The sequence below is a fragment of the Corynebacterium sp. genome, assembly GCF_030532325.1.
Taxonomy (GTDB): Bacteria; Actinomycetota; Actinomycetes; order Mycobacteriales; family Mycobacteriaceae; genus Corynebacterium.
Genome location: NZ_JAUNLS010000004.1, coordinates 22634 through 38652, shown reverse-complemented (window position 1 = coordinate 38652; position 16019 = coordinate 22634). Strand labels below are relative to the sequence as shown.

The window sequence follows — 16019 nt, the reverse complement described above, 5'->3', positions numbered from 1 at the left end:
TCACAACACAGCGTGGAGCACACGACAAGGCTCCCGCCCCTCCCCTCGCGCACTGCGCGGGGAGACGGCGGGAGCCTTTTTCCTTCCCCTTCAAATCCCTCAGGGAACCACCGGGCCTAGGCTTGAGGAATCAGCAGCCCCGTGGGCGAATTATGGGGTGATCTAACGAGGGCTGTAGTAGCGGGCGTTCTGTCCCTCGCCCACGGTGTCATACAGCTTCTTCATCACCGGGTAGAGCACAATGATGCCCACCGAGCCCCAGGCGATGCCCTCCAGGGTCACGCCAAAGACGTCGAGAGTGAGGTTACCAATGCCGGCGATGAGCGCCACCGCGGCAGCGGTGAGGTTGACCGGGTTGTTGAAGTTGACCTTGTTATCCATCCAGATGCGCACGCCCAGCATACCGATGAGTCCGTAGAGCACCACGCAGGCGCCGCCCAGCACGCCGGTGGGGATGGTGAAGATGAGCGCGCCGAACTTCGGGATGAAGGCCAGCGCAATCGCGGTCAAGGCCGCCACCCAGTAGGCCGCGGTGGAATAGACCTTGGTGGCCGCCATCACGCCGATGTTTTCCGCGTAGGTGGTGGTACCGGAGCCACCGAAGCCGCCGGCCAGGGTGGTCGCGAGGCCGTCGGCAATCAGCGCGTCACCGGCCAGGTCATCGAGATCACGCTTGGTCATCTCAGAGACCGCCTTGACGTGGCCAACGTTTTCCGCGATGAGCACCACGAGCACCGGCAGCGCCGCGGCGATGGCGGAGACGTGGAATTCGGGCGCATGGAACTGCGGCAAGCCAATCCACTCAGCCTGGCGCACGGTCTCCATCGCGCCCTCGGCCAGGTTGCCGGTCAACGCCGCGAAGACCCAGCCCACGATGACGCCCAGGAGGATGGACAGGCGCGAGATCATTCCGCGCCCGGCCACGGTGGCCAGCAGAATCACCGCGAGCGTCACCGTGGCCACCAGCGGCTGGCTGGAGTAGTTACCGGCGGCGTTGGGTGCCAGGTTCAGGCCGATGAGTGCGACGATGGCGCCGGTGACCGCGGGCGGCATGACCGCGTCGAGCACCTTGCGGCCGGCGGCCTTGACGGCAAAGCCGATGAGCATGAGCACCACGCCGGTGGCCAGCACCGAGCCCGCCTGCACGCCGATACCGTACTGCTGCGAGGCCGCCAGCGGCGCGATGAAAGCAAAGGAGGAGCCCAGGTAAGAGGGCAGGCGGTTGCGGGTGATCAGCAGGAAGAGAATGGTGCCCACGCCGGAAAAGAGCAGCGTGGTATTGACCGGGAAGCCGGTCAGAGTGGGAACCAGCAGGGTGGCGCCAAACATGGCCACCACGTGCTGCATGCCAATGCCGATGGTACGGCCCCAGCTCAGTCGTTCCTCAGGTGCGACAACAGCGCCAGGTTTAATCGTTTTCCCGTCGCCGTGGACGGTCCAGCCAAATGTACTCACGAACCCCCATTATGAACCACGGCCGGGGCAAATACCTAAGCGGAGCCCAGAGCGCGCCCGCGGCTAAACGCGAAACTCCTTGAGCTCCTCGGCCAAGGCGGTGGGCAGGCGGACGTCGACACGCGTGCCCTGCTCGGTGTACTCCTCGCTGTGCACCGTGCCTTGGGCGTGCACGCGGGAGACTACGTCCCCGCGGGTGAAGGGAACCAGCAACTGGACGTGGACGTCGCGCGCGTTGAGGAAGAGCTCCACGCGCGTGATGAGCTCGTCGATACCCTCCCCGGTGCGCGCGGAAACGTAGACCACGTTGTCGCGGTCGAGCACGTGGCGCAGCTCCGCCAGCACGAGGGGATCGGCGGCGTCGATCTTGTTGATGACGATGATCTCCGGCGGGGCCTTCTCCCCGGTCTCCTTGACGATGTCATAGATGACCTTGTTTACCGCCTCGATCTGCTTGAGCGGGAAGGGATCCGAGCCGTCCACCACATGCAGCATAATGTCGGCGGCCAGAACCTCCTCCAGGGTGGACTTGAAGGCCTCCACCAGCTGCGTGGGTAGGTGACGCACGAAGCCGACGGTATCGGTGAAGACCACCTGGCGGCCATCGGCCAGCTCCGCTCGGCGGGTGGTGGGATCCAGGGTGGCAAACAGCGCGTCCTCCACCAGCACGCCGGCGCCGGTCATGGCGTTGATGAGCGAGGACTTGCCCGCGTTGGTGTAGCCGGCGATGGCGATCTGCGGGATCGAGGAGGCCTGGCGCTTCGAGCGCTTGACCTCGCGCGCGGTCTTCATGGCCCGCAGCTCCTTGCGGAGGATAGCCATCTGGGTGCGGATGCGACGACGGTCCGTCTCGATCTTGGTCTCGCCCGGGCCACGCAGGCCCACGCCGCCGTTGGAACCGGCGCGGCCGCCCGCCTGGCGCGAGAGGTTACCGCCCCAACCACGGGTGTGGGTGTAGAGGTACTCCAGCTGCGCCAGTGAGACCTGGGCCTTGCCCTCCTTGGACTTGGCGTGCTGGGCAAAGATGTCCAGGATCAGCATGGTGCGGTCAATGACCTTGGTGTTGAGCTCGCGCTCAAGGGCGGAGAGCTGGCCCGGAGTCAGTTCACCATCGCAGACCACGGTATCCGCGCCGGTGGCCTCGACGATCTCCTTGAGCTCCTTGACCTTGCCGGAGCCCACGTAGGTGCCCGGGTCGGGCTTATCGCGCTTTTGGTAGAGGGCCTCCACGACCTCCGCGCCGGCGGTCTCGGTGAGCGCGGCCAGCTCCGCCATGGTGGCTTCTACCTCGGCAACGGTGCCCTCTGTCCACACGCCCACGAGCACGACCTGCTCCAGTCGCAGTTTGCGGTACTCCACCTCGTAGCCGTCGGTGGTGTCTTCCGCGCGAATGGTGGTGGACACCCGGCGGAAGGCGTTGCGTTCTGCGAGATCGAACTCGCCAACGGTCGGGGTCTCAGCAGCGGCGGCGTCCGGCTCTCCCGCGGCCCGGTTGTGGGGTGCGTTATCCCGAAACGCTTGGGCCAGAAGTTCTTCGTGTGTTGGTTTCGTCATATTGCTTCTTATTCTTGCACGTCGCGGGCCGTCCTGGACAATCCACGAACACGCACACCCGCGGGCTCGCAGCCTTTTTAGACTTCCCGCGCCAAGGGATACAATAGTGCGCATGAGTGCGAACCAGACCTCCCCTGACGTAACCGGAACCGAAGCAACCGGCACCCACAACGCGGAGATGGCCGCGATTGGCCTCAACTTCCCGCGCTGGCAAGACGCAGTGGAGGCAGCGATTTCCACGGATCAGCTCACCGTCACCGGCGAGGTCCGCGGCGGCCAGCTCATCCAGTTCGCCGACGTCTCCGGCGCGCAGATCAACATCCTGGCCGTCGAGCCCTTTGCCACCTTCATTGGCTTCCAGGCCGTCACCCAGGGCTTTGCCCACGTGAGCATGTACAACGACGTGCTCGCCTTCCTCGACATCCTCGATCCCTTCGGCACCGTGCTGGCCCAGGCCACCGCTAACCTGGCCCAGGGCCCGCTACTGGCGGACGAGGAAACCCAGCAGTGGCAGCAGGTGGGGCTAACTGCCATGGGCCTCAGCGTTGCCCGCTACCCCAACAGCGCAGCCTACGAGGCGGAGTTCCAGGAGTTCCCCGCCGCCTTCGAATCCGAGGGCGCGGCCGTCATCAACGCCAACTCCGGGGCCACCGTGCCCACCCCGGGCTGCCGCTTTGCCGCCCGCGTGATGGAGGCCGAGTGGCGCACCAACCAGCTCACCGGAGAGAAGTTCATGCACATGGTCATGGACGGCGCGTTCCCCTTCGATCTCTGCCTGCCGGAGAACTTCGGCGAGCTGCCCACCAAGGGCGAGGTGCTGGCCGGCACGGCGATGCTCACCGCCTCCATCGAGCTGCCCACCGGAGGCTGTGGTTCCGGCGGCGGCTGCGCCTGCGGTTCCGGGGGATGCGGCGGACACTAACGCGATTAGGGGGAGAAATCCATGATCTTTTCCGCGAACCAGCGCCGCATCTTCGCCCTGTGTGTGGCGCTGTCTGCGGCCGTGCTGCTCATCATGACGCTCAAGCTGCCGGGGCTGTTTATTGCCATCCTGGTGGCCTGGGCGATGTGGCTGCTGGCCACCTCCCGCCCCGATCAGTCCGAGCACACCGCCCTGCGGACCTCCATCGCGTTGACTGTGGAGGATATCACCGACATTCTCTCCCAGTACGAGGCCTTCATCAGCAGCGAGGACCCCGATAACCTGGCGGATCGCACGTTGCATCGCCCCGCGCTTGCCGACGCCGACTGCACCGAACCCGCCATCGCCGCCTTCCACTACGAGGCCCACGGCGCCGAGCGCTTCCTGCGCCGGCTCTCCGCCCGCCTGCATCGCAGCGACATCGAGACCAAGGAGCTGGAGTCTCTGCTCAAGATTGCCGATGAGCGCGCGGATCAACTCAAGGAATCCTGGCTGGCGGCCCGGCGGGTGGCCAAGACGCTGGGGCCGGGCTACTCCAAGGACTAGAGGCTGGTCTCGCCGGTGGCCACGATGCGCGAGGGGCCGGTAAGGCGGGATCCGCCCTCGACAATCTCCACCTCTACCTCGCCGCCGGGCACGATGACGCGCACCCGGCCTTCGCCCTGTTCGGCGTCGGCAAGCGCGGCGCAGGCCGCCGCCACCGTGCCCGTGCCGCAGGAGCGAGTCTCCCCCACCCCGCGCTCGAAGACGCGCATGTGCACGCTGCCTTCCCTGAGCGGGGTGAGCACCTCAAAGTTCACGCCCGCGGGGAAGAAATCGGTATCGATCTCCGGCAGCTCGAAGTCCAGCTGCGCCAGCTCCTCGGCGCTCAAACCCGGCACCACCGCGGCCAGGTGGGGGTTGCCCATGTCCACGCCCAGGCCCGCGAAGTTGCGCCCGGACATCCGGGCGGTGGACACACCGGTGACCGTGGCTGGACCCATCTCCACGCTGACCACGGCCTCCTCCGGCGTGCAGGAGTGAACGGTCACCGCTTTGGCGCCTGCCCGGGTACCCACGGTGAAGCTATCGCTGTCCACCATGCCGCGGGAGCGCAGCCAGTGGGCGAAGACCCGGGTGCCATTGCCGCACATCTCCGCCACGGAGCCGTCGGCGTTGCGGTAATCCATGAACCAGTCCTGGGCGTCGATGCCCGGGGCCAGCGTTTCCCCCTCAGCGGCAAGCTCCCCGGCGCGGATGACGCGCAGCAGGCCGTCACCACCGATGCCCGCGCGGCGATCACACAGGGCCGCGACGCGCTCGGGGCTTAGCTGCCCATCGACGTCCTCGGCGTTGAGGATGACAAAGTCGTTTTCTGTTCCGTGACCCTTGGCAAACTTCATGCCCGCTACTCTACTGCAGCGCTTGCATTGCCTGGGCAAACGTATCCCCGGCCGCATCCAGCCAGCTGATGCGCTTATCCCGGTTAAACCAGGAGCGCTGGCGGCGCACGTAACGGCGCGTGCCAGTGATGGTGCGTTCCACGGCTTCCTCCCAGGTCAGCTCCCCACGCTGGGCCTGAAAGACCTGGGCGTAGCCGATGGCCCGCCCGGCGGTGGAGTCCTCCACCAGGCCCTGGGCCTGCAGGCGCTCCACTTCCTCCACGAGCCCACGCTCAAACATGAGCCTGCTGCGCAGCTCGATGCGCGGGTTGAGCCACGGGGACTGCGTGCGCAGGCCCAGCAGACGGGTTCCCCAGCGCGGCGGGGCGTCCTTAGGCGGCTGACTGGCATTGAAGGGCTGACCGGTTAGCTCGATGACCTCCAGCGCGCGCACGGTGCGCCGCGGGTCCTTGTCCTCGATGATGGCCGCGGCCGCCGGGTCGATTTCTGCCAGCTCGGCGTGCAGCGCCTCGATGCCGATCTCCTGGCGGCGCGCCTCGTACTTGGCGCGCACGGTGGGATCGGTGGGCGGGAACCGCCAGTCGTCGACAAGCGCCTGCACATAGAGCATCGACCCGCCCACCAAGATGGGGGTCTTGCCGCGAGCCAGGATATCGTTGACGTCGGCCACCGCATCGGCCTGGTAGCGCGCCACCGAGGCGGTCTCCGTGACCTCCCAGACGTCGAGCTGATGGTGCGGAATGCCCTCGCGCTCCTCCATACTTAGCTTGGCGGTACCAATATCCATGCCGCGGTAAAGCTGCATGGAGTCAACGTTGACCACCTCGCCGTCGAGCTCGTGGGCAAGGGCCACGCCGAGGGCCGACTTTCCCGAGGCGGTGGGCCCCACCACCGCGATAGGCGCTAGCATTGCCACCCCGCAACGTAGCGCCCCACCCCGAGGGTGGAATCGGCGGCCCGCAGCTCACAGGCCACGGGGTTGAGCGCGGCCAGCTGCGCCCACAGGGAGGTCTCCAACACGCCGGCGGCGCGCAGCTTCTCCTCGTCGCAGCCCTGGGCGGTACCGGAGAGCAGGGCCTCGCACCACAGGTGGGCCTCCTGGGCGGAATCGATCATCGCTAGCGGCGCGCGCTGGGTCAACCCCGCGCTGCCGTCGACGACCACCACGGTGAGCACGCCGTCTCGCAACGGGGCGAGTGTGTCTCGCACCTGCTCCACCTGCGCGCCCACGGCGGACTCGGCGAGCACGTAGCGGGCCATGATCTCCGGCAGGTGGTGGCCCTGGCCCACCTCCACGCTGGGTGCGCCCCAGGCACGCAGGCTTCCCTCGCAGGAGGTGTACCAGCGCTTATCCCAGGAGCAGACGATGTCCACGGGCATGCGCTCGGCGCCGGAGCTGTTCTCGGAGCCGTTCTCCAAGGAGCTGCCCGAGCATATCTCCGAGATCAGCTCAGTGGCCGCGCGCAGCAGGCCGCGGGAGGCGGCGTCGTGGGAAGCAAGAGGCTCCGCCAGCGCCGGCGAGCCGGGAATGACGACAAGGTTATACATCACCTCCCATCCTATAAGGCCCCACTTTTGTCGTTCACACGCGTGCTAGGGGTGGAAACGGTAGTGTTATGGGCAAAGTTTCGGCAGCCGTGTCGCGCGGCGTTCATCTTCGATAACAAGGTGGTTCCTATGTCTTCCATCCCCACTCCCGGCGCAATGCCCAAGAAGGGCCCGGTTCCCGGCCCCCGCCCAGGCGCACACACCGTTGTGCCGGTGGCACATGCCCCGAAAAATGACCCCGCCAAGTGGGGGCGCGTGGATGAGGATGGCTCCGTTTTTGTCACCGCCCCCGAGGGCGAGCGCAAGATCGGCGAGTGGCAGGCAGGCACCGCGGCCGAGGGCCTGGCCCACTATGGTGCGCGCTACGACGATCTCTCTACCGAAATTGAGCTTCTGGAATCCCGCCTCAAGGCCCACCCGAGCGAGGCGCAGTCCATCAAGGCCACCGCTGCTGAGCTGCGCGAGGGCCTGAGCACCGCGGCAGTCATCGGAGACCTCGCCGCCCTGGACAAGCGTCTGGGTGCAGTCATCGAGCACTCCGTAGAGGCCGGCGAGCAGGCTGAGGCAGACAAGGCCCGCCGCCGCAGCGAGGCCATCGCCGCCAAGGAGAAGCTCGCCGCGGAGGCCGAGGAGATCGCTGCCAACTCCACCGAGTGGAAGGCCGCCGGTGACCGCATCCGCGCCATCCTGGAGGAGTGGAAGCAGATCCGCGGCATCGACCGCAAGACGGATGACGCCCTGTGGAAGCGCTACTCCCGCGCCCGCGATTCTTTCAACCGCCGCCGCGGCTCGCACTTTGCTGAGCTTGACCGCACTCGCGCGGCCGCCCGCCGCAAGAAGGAGGAGCTGGTGGAGCGCGCCGAGGCGCTCAAGGACTCCACCAACTGGGGCGAGACCGCCCGCGCCTACCGCGACCTCATGACGGAGTGGAAGGCCGCCGGCCGCGCCCCGCGTGAGGTGGACGATAAGCTCTGGGCACAGTTCCGCGCCGCCCAGGATCACTTCTTCGACGCCCGCAACGCCGTCAACGACGAGCGCGATAAGGAATTCGCGGAGAACGCCGCCGCCAAGGACGCCCTGCTCAGCGAGTACGATCCGCTCATCGATCCCTCCAAGTCCATCGACGGCGCACGCGCCAAGCTGCGCGAGCTGCAGGAAAAGTGGGAGGAGATCGGCTTCGTCCCGCGCAACCAGGTCCGCGAGTACGAGGCCAAGATCGAGGCCCTGGAGCAACGCGTGGCCCAGGCAGAAGAAAGCGAGTGGCGCCGCACCGACCCCGAGGCCCAGGCCCGCGCGGCTCAGTTCCAGGCCAAGGCCGACGAGTACACCGCGCAGGCCGAGGACGCCGAGGCCAAGGGCAACACCAAGAAGGCCGAGGACCTGCGCGCCCAAGCAGCGCAGTGGCAGGAGTTCGCCGATGTTGCCGCGAAGGCGGTGCAGGGCTAAGACAGCGCAGGGCTAGACGTGTACAGCGCTAGCCACCTGCTAGGTTCTTATACGTGCTCACCCCATTAATTGTCGGCCGCGCCGGCTCTCCCGATCATGAGGAGGCCGTCGCGGCTTACGTGTTTTCTGCCACCCTGGCCATCCAGGACATCACCGGCTCGGCACATTCGGGCGTCTCCGCCCTGCACGTGACCAAGCGCCTCGAGGGCTCCGCGGAGTCACACGCCCACCTCTTTGCGCTGGCCGCGCGCAATGCCCCGCGCCCGCTCGGCGAGCTGGGCTACCCCACGCTGGTGGCAGGCGATCTCCTCGACGTCGCAGCCTGGGTGCTCGTCTCCCTGCCGCTGCTGGAGGATACCGGCGTCATCGAGGCCCACATCACCCTGGATGCCTCCGTGGCTCCCCTGCCCGGCGAGCCCCTTCCCCAGGCCCCGTGGGAGGCAGCGCTCGCTCTTGTCGACGCCCTTTCTTCCTCCCTCTCCCGCCCCATCCGCCAGATCTGGGTCACCGGAACGGCACCCGCCGCCCTACCCGCGGCCGGATTTGAGGCAGCGTTTACCGAGGCCCAAGCGGAGTTCGCCATTCCTGCCGAGGCCCCCGGCCCCGCCAGCTGCGACGTGGTGTCCAACATGCGCCTGGACCCGCGGGATCTGCCGGATCTGCTCGGGGTTCTCAGTTCTTCCTCCGCCCACTACCCGCGCGGCGGGCTGGTGTTGGACACCATCGAGTGGGACGAGCAGCGCTTCCGCGACGCCGGGGCGCGGCTGCATGATCGCGGCGGCACGCTGCTGACCGCCCTGGCCCGCGACAAGGAGGGCCACGTGGTGGGCCTGGCGGAGGTCATCCGCTTTGATTCCGATGCCGCCAACCTCTGCGAGCTGGGCCTGGTCTACGTGCTGCCCGCGCACCGCGGGCGCGGCCACGCCACGGCGCTGCTCTCCACTGCGCTGGAAGCCGCGCGCCACGCCTGGCCAGCGGTGGACACCGCCTACGTCTCCTACCCCGCCCAGGACCCCGCCGCGGCCGCCCTGGCAGCACGCCTCGGAGCCGAGGAGCTGTCCCGCACCACCGGCTGGCAAAAGCTCTCCTAGTTTCCATATCCAGGCGCGTAGCGCGCTTGAGCTGCTCTTGGGTTGTACTTGAGCTGTACCTGAGCTCCGCTTGACAGACAAGTAAGTAACCACTAACTTACAAAGCGTGAGTTCGAGAATGAGCAGTCAGGAACGCAGGGCCCAGCTCCTGCGCATCGCCGCGGAAGAATTCGCCGCCCACGGCCCAGCCAACGCAAGCATCGACGAAATCGCCGAGCGGGCAGGCATCAGCCAGGCCTACGTCTTCCGCATCTTTGGAACCAAAAAGGCACTCTTCCTCGAGCTCCTCGATGTCGCCTTCGAGCGCATGGCCGAGGGGCTTCACAACGCCGCCGCGGGAACCACCGGCACCGAGGCATTCGACCGCATGGGACCGAAGTACATGTCCATGCTGGAAGACCACACTATGCTCCGCCTCCAGCTGCACGGCATCGCCTCCGCCACCGACGAGGAGATCCGCGAGCACACCAGGGCGGGCTTCGCCACGATCTGGCGCACCATCCACGCCGCCACCGGCGCTGATGACGTCGCCATCAAGGCATTCTTGGGCTACGGCTTCCTCATGACGGCCTCCACCTCGCTGCGCCTCGACGAGGTGGACGAGGACTGGTCCGCCTCCATCCGCACCCCCATCTACGGCGGGCTCTTCGGACACATCACCGACATCAACAACGCCCCGGCCAGCAGTGGTCAGGACACCCATTAGACCTCAGTACAGAAAGGACTCCACCCCATGTCACACGAGAACTACACAGTTGGCGATTACCTGCTGGACCGCCTCCACGAGTTGGGCGTCAGCGAGCTCTTCGGCGTGCCGGGCGATTACAACCTGCACTTCCTCGACACCGTCCTGGAGCACAAAGAGGACATCACCTGGGTGGGCAACTCCAACGAGCTCAACGCCGCCTACGCCGCCGACGCCTACGCCCGCCTGCGCGGCATCGGCGCCCTGCTGACCACCTTCGGCGTGGGCGAGCTCTCCGCGCTCAACGGCATCGCCGGAGCCTACACCGAGTCCGCCCCGGTAGTGCACATCGTGGGCGCTCCAGCCAAGCCGCTGCAGAAGGCCGGCAACGCGCTGCACCACTCGCTGGGCGACGGCGACTTCAAGCACTTCTACCGCATGTCCGCCGAGATCTCCTCGGCCGTGACCGACCTCGAGGTCGCCACCGCCACCTTCGAGATCGACCGCGTCCTGCGCACCGTCATGCACACCCGCAAGCCCGGCTACATCATGCTCGCCCATGACGTTGCCAAGGCCCCCGCCTTCCCGCCGAGCGCGCCGCTGCGCACCATCGAGATCAGCTCCAACCCGGAGGCGGAAAAGGCCTTCGAGAAGGCACTGGAGAAGAACCTCTCCGGCAAAACCGTCTCCGTGCTGGCCGATTACCTCGTGCACCGCTACGGCTACCGCGAGAACTTCAACTCCTTCCTGGACAACACCGGCCTGCCCTTCGCTACCCTGAGCTGGGGCAAGTCCCTGGCCAACGAGGACAACCCCAACTTCGTGGGCGTCTACGCCGGCGCCGCTTCCAAGCAGAGCATCATCGACGCCGTCGAGGGCGCCGACGTCTCCATCACCGTCGGCGTGCAGTTCACCGACAACACCACCGCAGGCTTTAGCCACAACATCGACGAGTCCACCCGCGTCAACGTGGGCCGCATGGAAGCCTCTGTGGGCGAGGAGCTCTTCGCCCCCATCACCATGGATCGCGCGCTGGAGATCATCGAGCGCGTGGTGAAAAACAACGACGTTCACGGCGTCGACTTCACCCCGGCCGCCCCCGTGAAGACCGAGGTCACGCTCTCCGATAAACCCTTGACCGAGGAGGAGCTGTGGGCCCAGGTCATCAACGCGCTGACCAACCCCACCAATGTCATCGCCGAGCAGGGCACCTCCCTCTTCGGCATGTCCGCCATGCGCCTGCCGGAGAACTCCCAGTTCATCGGCCAGCCCATGTGGGGCTCCATCGGCTACACCCTGCCCGCCGCCCTCGGCGCCGGCCTGGCAGACCGCTCCCGCCGCCCCATCTTGCTCATCGGCGACGGCTCCGCGCAGATGTCCGCCCAGGAGGTGGGCACCATCCTGCGCCAGGGCCTGCCGGTAGTGATGATCCTGGTGGAAAACAACGGCTACACCGTCGAGCGCGCCATCCACGGCGAAAACGCCGAGTACAACGACATCGCCCCGTGGAACTGGCAGCACGCCATCGACTTCTTCGGCGGCAGCCCCGACAAGGCCATGACCTTCGACGTCCACACCTCCGCCGAGCTTGACAGCGCCCTTACACAGACCCTCCAGGCCCAAGACAAGTTCGTCCTCATCGAGGTGCACACCCAGCAGATGGACATCCCGGAGACCCTGCGCGCCATCGCCGAGACCCTCTAGGAGCGCCCGAGCCCGCTAGGCCCCAGGCTCGTCCTGGCGCTGCGCTCTGGGCTCGTGGTGGCGCTGCGCGGCGCGGGCCCGGCGGTCGTCGACAAGCAGCGGGTTCTCCTCAGCCGGCAGGCTCGTCGCGGCCTCCGACTGCAGCACGCCGATCTGATCCAGCTCGCCCGCGGTCTCGCGCACACGCTGCTGCGCGGCGAGTTGCTCGGGGCTGCGGCGCAGCGCAACCTGGCTGTAGACCACAAAAGCCAGCAGGCTGGCCAGCATACCCAGGGCCCAGCCGATGGAGGGACCGTCAGCAGAAGCGCGGCGGAACCAGAAACCCCACAAGTTGAGGAAGAAGGAAATGGTGGTGAGCATCCACGCCACCAGCGCCAGGTTGGTGCGGCGGAAGATAATCACCGCGGTGGTAAGCACGCCCACGCCCACGAGGGCGAACCACGCGGAGATGACCTCCATGATGGAGATGTCCACGCCCTCGGACGTGGTACCCAGCATGAGGTCCTCCCAGCCGTGCGCATCCCCCGCATAGGGAAGGATAAGAAAAGCCACGAAGGCCACCACCGAGACAATAAGCGTGATGCGGTGCCCGCCCAGCTCGATGGTCTGCGCGGATTTACGTTCGGCCTTTACCGCTTCCTGTGCTGCTTGCTGCGCTTTATCCATGTCTTCGCAGCCTACCCCGCTGCGGCGGCAGAAGGAACTTAGCAGCCGCAGGCATCTCCACCGGCGGGTGCGGCCGGCTTGCCCACACCGGGCAGGCCCAGGCCCACGCCAATCGGCGCGGTGGTTGGAGTGCGGCCCTCCGCAGACATGTCGCCGGCCTTGGTGCGGCGGTGCTCGGTGACCCCAGCATCCGCCACGAGGAAGAAGGAACCGGAGTCCGTGACGGTAGTGTGAACGACGTCACCAGGACGAATCTCCGCGGAGATGTCCTCGCGAGAGCCGTCTTCGGCCACGCGCACCGGGGCGAAGTGGACCAGGCGCCCGTCGCGGGCACGCCCGGTCAGGCGGTGAGTCTCATTGGCCTTGCGGCCGCCCTCGGCCTGCACCAGCAACTCAACGTCCGTGCCCACCAGCTTGGCGTTTTCTTCCGCCTGGATGGAATCCTGCAGCGCCACGAGCCGCTCGAAGCGCTCCTGGACCACGTGCTTGGGCACCTGCTCCTCCATTGTCGCGGCCGGGGTGCCGGGGCGCGGCGAATACTGGAAGGTAAACGCGGAGCTAAAGCGCGCGCGACGCACCACCTCCATGGTGGCCTCGAAATCCTCCTCGGTCTCGCCGGGGAAGCCCACGATGATATCGGTGGTGATCGCCGCGTGCGGCATCTTCTCGCGTACCTCGTCGAGGATAGCGAGGAACTTCTTCGAACGGTAGGAACGGCGCATCGCCTTGAGGATGCGGTCCGAGCCGGACTGCAGCGGCATGTGCAGCTGGGGGCACACCGCCGGGGTCTCGGCCATCGCGTCGATCACATCGGAGGTGAACTCCGCTGGGTGCGGGGAGGTAAAACGCAGGCGCTCCAGGCCCTCGATGGCGCCGACCTCGCGCAACAGCTTGGAAAAGGCGAAGCGATCGCGCGGCAGGTCCGGGTCGGCGAAGTTCACACCGTAAGCGTTGACGTTCTGGCCCAGCAGGGTCACCTCGGACACACCCTGATCCACCAGCGCGGTGACCTCGGCGAGGATATCGCCGGGGCGGCGGTCCTCCTCCTTGCCGCGCAGGGAGGGCACGATGCAGAACGTGCAGGTGTTGTTGCAGCCCACAGAGACCGAGACCCAGCCGGCGTAGGCGGACTCGCGCTTGGCCGGCAGGACGGAGGGGAAAGCTTCGAGCGCGTCGACGATCTCCACCTGGGCTTCATCGTTGTGGCGCGCGCGTTCCAGCAGCGCCGGCAGCGCGGAGATGTTGTGGGTACCGAAGACCGCGTCCACCCAGGGCGCGTTGCTCAGTACGTCTTCTTTGTCTTTTTGCGCCAGGCAGCCGCCCACGGCGATCTGCATGCCGGGGTGGTTTTCCTTGGTCTTCTTCAGCGAGCCCAGCGTGCCGTAGAGGCGCTTGGCTGCGTTCTCACGCACCGCACACGTGTTAAAGACCACAAGGTCGGGTTCGGACTCGCCAGCCGCGACGTAACCGGCCTCCTCCAGCAATCCGGAGATGCGCTCGGAATCGTGCACGTTCATCTGGCAGCCAAACGTGCGCACCTCGTAGGTGCGTGCAGCGGGGGTTGGGGTTTCAGTCACGGGGGTGTTCACGTCGGGCCATTGTATCGGCAGCGCAGCTCAACTCATAAACGCCCCCGAGCTGCACAAGCACCCAGCTTAGGCCCCTACTCTACTTCCGCTTGGGCCTCCAGCTCGGCCAGGCGGGCATCAAGCGCCTCACGCCCGAGGCGCAGCGCCATGCCCTCGGGAAATCCCCGGCGGGCCAGCACCCCGACGATGCGCCGCAAGGCCTTGTCCCGCTCGTGGCGATCGGCCGGCACGGCCTTGACGGAGCGGGCCTTCTTTTCCGCCAGCCCGCGGGCGATGGATTCCTCGGATTCCTCGGTCACCTGCTCGAGGGCCTCCGCGCGCTCCTGCTCGCCGACGCCCTTCTGGCGCAACTCGCGGTCAAGCACGCGGGCCGACTTGCCGCGGCGCACGTGGCGCTGGCGCACCCACTCGTGGGCGAAAGCCTCATCGTTGATCAAGCCCACCCCGGCGAGGTCATCAAGTACCGCCTCCACCACCTGCGGCTCAAACTCGAGCCCCACGAGCCGCTCATAAAGCTCGTGGCGCGAGCGCGCGCGTTGATCCAGCAGCAACAACGCGCGGGCCCGCACCTTGGCCTTGGACTCTTCCGCGGTGACGTCGAAAAGCCCGCCTCCCGCGGCGCCGGATTCATACTCCTCCAGCGCGCGGCGCAGCTTCTCCACCTTCTCCGCGGAAGGCTGCCGGTGGTGACTCATCTACTCACAATCTCTTATCGTCAGCTCTAATCGTCATCGAAGTCGACGTTGGGCACCAGGTCCACTGCGTCATCGGTGAGCGGATCCTCCGCGCCCGGCACGTCCATGGCTACGTCCTCGCCCTCGGCGGCCGCAGCGCCGATGCCCAGCTTGGTGAAGATCTTCTTCTCGATCTCATTGGCCAGGTCCGGGTTCTCCTTGAGGAAGTTGCGGGCCTTCTCCTTGCCCTGCCCCAGCTGGTCACCCTCGTAGGTGAACCAGGAACCGGACTTCTTGATGAAGCCGTGCTGCACGCCGAGGTCGATGATGGAGGATTCGCGCGAAATGCCCTCACCGTACATGATGTCGAACTCAGCGATCTTGAACGGGGGGGAGACCTTGTTCTTGACCACCTTCATCTTGGTGCGGTTACCAATAGCGTCCTGGCCATCCTTGAGCGTCTGAATGCGGCGAATATCGCAGCGCACCGAGGCGTAAAACTTCAGCGCCTTACCACCAGTGGTGGTCTCCGGGGAGCCGAACATGACGCCGATCTTCTCACGCAGCTGGTTAATGAAGATGGCAGTGGTGCCGGAGTTGTAGAGCGCGCCGGTCATCTTGCGCAGGGCCTGGGACATCAGGCGGGCCTGCAGGCCCACGTGGCTGTCACCCATCTCGCCCTCGATCTCAGCCTTGGGCGTCAGGGCCGCCACCGAGTCGATCACGATGATGTCAATGGCCCCGGAGCGCACCAGCATGTCCGCGATCTCGAGTGCCTGCTCGCCGGTATCCGGCTGGGAAACCAGCAGGTTATCGGTGTCCACGCCCAGCAGACGGGCGTACTCGGGGTCGAGGGCGTGCTCGGCGTCGATGAAGGCGGCGATGCCGCCCTCCTTCTGCGCGGAGGCAATCGCGTGCAACGCCACGGTAGTTTTACCCGAGGACTCCGGGCCGTAGATCTCCACGATGCGCCCGCGCGGGAATCCGCCGATGCCCAGCGCGATGTCAATCGCGGTGTTGCCGGAGGAAATCGCGCGGATTGGCGGGCGATCATCATCACCCAGGCGCATGACAGCACCCTTGCCAAAGTCCTTCTCAATCATCGCCATCGCGGCGTCCAGCGCCTTTTGGCGGTCATCTCCCTTGCTGGCGGCGGTTGCCTTCTTCTTTGTTGCCATGTCTTTTCCTATCGTTGCTTCTAAAAAGTTAACCGGGGTAATCCGTGCGTCCTTTTAGACTGTCCCGCGGGCCTGCCGGTTCCCGCGCACACCCGCGGGTGCCAAAATTCGGCCACGGAACTTCC

At 66.5% G+C, this 16019-nt stretch carries 15 protein-coding genes; 6 read left to right on the top strand and 9 right to left on the bottom strand.

Features of this window, described 5'->3' with window-relative positions; translation table 11 throughout:
- Positions 1-162: 162 nt before the first annotated feature.
- The gene (locus Q4E25_RS03450; protein WP_303154073.1) at positions 163-1455 is read right to left on the bottom strand and encodes a uracil-xanthine permease family protein; all 1293 of its coding nucleotides are present in this window, start codon (positions 1453-1455) and stop codon (positions 163-165) included.
- A 63-nt stretch (positions 1456-1518) separates the two neighbouring features.
- A complete protein-coding gene (gene hflX / locus Q4E25_RS03445) occupies positions 1519-3009 on the bottom strand; it encodes a GTPase HflX (protein ID WP_303154070.1) in 1491 nt (496 codons plus the stop codon).
- Between the two features lie 178 nt (positions 3010-3187).
- Here hflX and Q4E25_RS03440 point away from each other — a divergent pair, with 178 nt between their 5' ends.
- Both Q4E25_RS03440 and Q4E25_RS03435 read left to right on the top strand, forming a co-directional pair.
- Positions 3188-3931, top strand: a complete 744-nt coding sequence (locus tag Q4E25_RS03440; protein WP_303154359.1) for a hypothetical protein — start codon at positions 3188-3190, stop codon at positions 3929-3931.
- A 21-nt stretch (positions 3932-3952) separates the two neighbouring features.
- Complete coding sequence (locus Q4E25_RS03435; protein ID WP_303154069.1) at positions 3953-4477, top strand: hypothetical protein; 525 nt, start codon at positions 3953-3955, stop codon at positions 4475-4477.
- Here Q4E25_RS03435 and dapF read toward each other — a convergent pair.
- The 3 genes from dapF to Q4E25_RS03420 are packed head-to-tail and all read right to left on the bottom strand — an operon-like array spanning position 4474 to position 6861.
- Positions 4474-5313, bottom strand: a complete 840-nt coding sequence (gene dapF / locus Q4E25_RS03430; protein ID WP_303154066.1) for a diaminopimelate epimerase — start codon at positions 5311-5313, stop codon at positions 4474-4476. The two genes, Q4E25_RS03435 and dapF, sit on opposite strands and share 4 nt — an antisense overlap.
- Positions 5314-5323: 10 nt before the next feature.
- Complete coding sequence (gene miaA / locus Q4E25_RS03425) at positions 5324-6223, bottom strand: tRNA (adenosine(37)-N6)-dimethylallyltransferase MiaA (RefSeq protein ID WP_303154063.1); 900 nt, start codon at positions 6221-6223, stop codon at positions 5324-5326.
- Positions 6217-6861 carry a hypothetical protein gene (locus tag Q4E25_RS03420; protein ID WP_303154061.1) on the bottom strand — a complete coding sequence of 215 codons (645 nt, stop codon included), beginning with the start codon at positions 6859-6861 and terminating at the stop codon, positions 6217-6219. The genes miaA and Q4E25_RS03420 overlap by 7 nt, the downstream gene beginning before the upstream one ends.
- Positions 6862-6990: 129 nt before the next feature.
- Here Q4E25_RS03420 and Q4E25_RS03415 point away from each other — a divergent pair, with 129 nt between their 5' ends.
- The 4 genes from Q4E25_RS03415 (at position 6991) to Q4E25_RS03400 (ending at position 11787) form a co-directional block, all read left to right on the top strand.
- Positions 6991-8307 carry a DUF349 domain-containing protein gene (locus Q4E25_RS03415; protein WP_303154059.1) on the top strand — a complete coding sequence of 439 codons (1317 nt, stop codon included), beginning with the start codon at positions 6991-6993 and terminating at the stop codon, positions 8305-8307.
- 53 nt (positions 8308-8360) lie between these two features.
- The gene (locus Q4E25_RS03410; RefSeq protein WP_303154058.1) at positions 8361-9398 is read left to right on the top strand and encodes a GNAT family N-acetyltransferase; all 1038 of its coding nucleotides are present in this window, start codon (positions 8361-8363) and stop codon (positions 9396-9398) included.
- Between the two features lie 118 nt (positions 9399-9516).
- Positions 9517-10104: a TetR/AcrR family transcriptional regulator gene (locus Q4E25_RS03405; RefSeq protein ID WP_303154055.1), complete on the top strand. Its 588-nt coding sequence runs from the start codon at positions 9517-9519 to the stop codon at positions 10102-10104.
- 27 nt (positions 10105-10131) lie between these two features.
- Complete coding sequence (locus tag Q4E25_RS03400) at positions 10132-11787, top strand: alpha-keto acid decarboxylase family protein (RefSeq protein ID WP_303154053.1); 1656 nt, start codon at positions 10132-10134, stop codon at positions 11785-11787.
- Between the two features lie 15 nt (positions 11788-11802).
- Here the strand turns inward: Q4E25_RS03400 and Q4E25_RS03395 are convergent, their stop codons facing one another.
- The 4 genes from Q4E25_RS03395 to recA form a co-directional block, all read right to left on the bottom strand.
- Positions 11803-12453: a hypothetical protein gene (locus Q4E25_RS03395; RefSeq protein WP_303154051.1), complete on the bottom strand. Its 651-nt coding sequence runs from the start codon at positions 12451-12453 to the stop codon at positions 11803-11805.
- 38 nt (positions 12454-12491) lie between these two features.
- Complete coding sequence (miaB, locus tag Q4E25_RS03390; protein ID WP_303154357.1) at positions 12492-14030, bottom strand: tRNA (N6-isopentenyl adenosine(37)-C2)-methylthiotransferase MiaB; 1539 nt, start codon at positions 14028-14030, stop codon at positions 12492-12494.
- Positions 14031-14116: 86 nt separating this feature from the next.
- Complete coding sequence (gene recX, locus Q4E25_RS03385) at positions 14117-14737, bottom strand: recombination regulator RecX (RefSeq protein ID WP_303154048.1); 621 nt, start codon at positions 14735-14737, stop codon at positions 14117-14119.
- Positions 14738-14763: 26 nt separating this feature from the next.
- Complete coding sequence (recA, locus tag Q4E25_RS03380; RefSeq protein WP_303154045.1) at positions 14764-15894, bottom strand: recombinase RecA; 1131 nt, start codon at positions 15892-15894, stop codon at positions 14764-14766.
- Positions 15895-16019 lie beyond the last annotated feature (125 nt).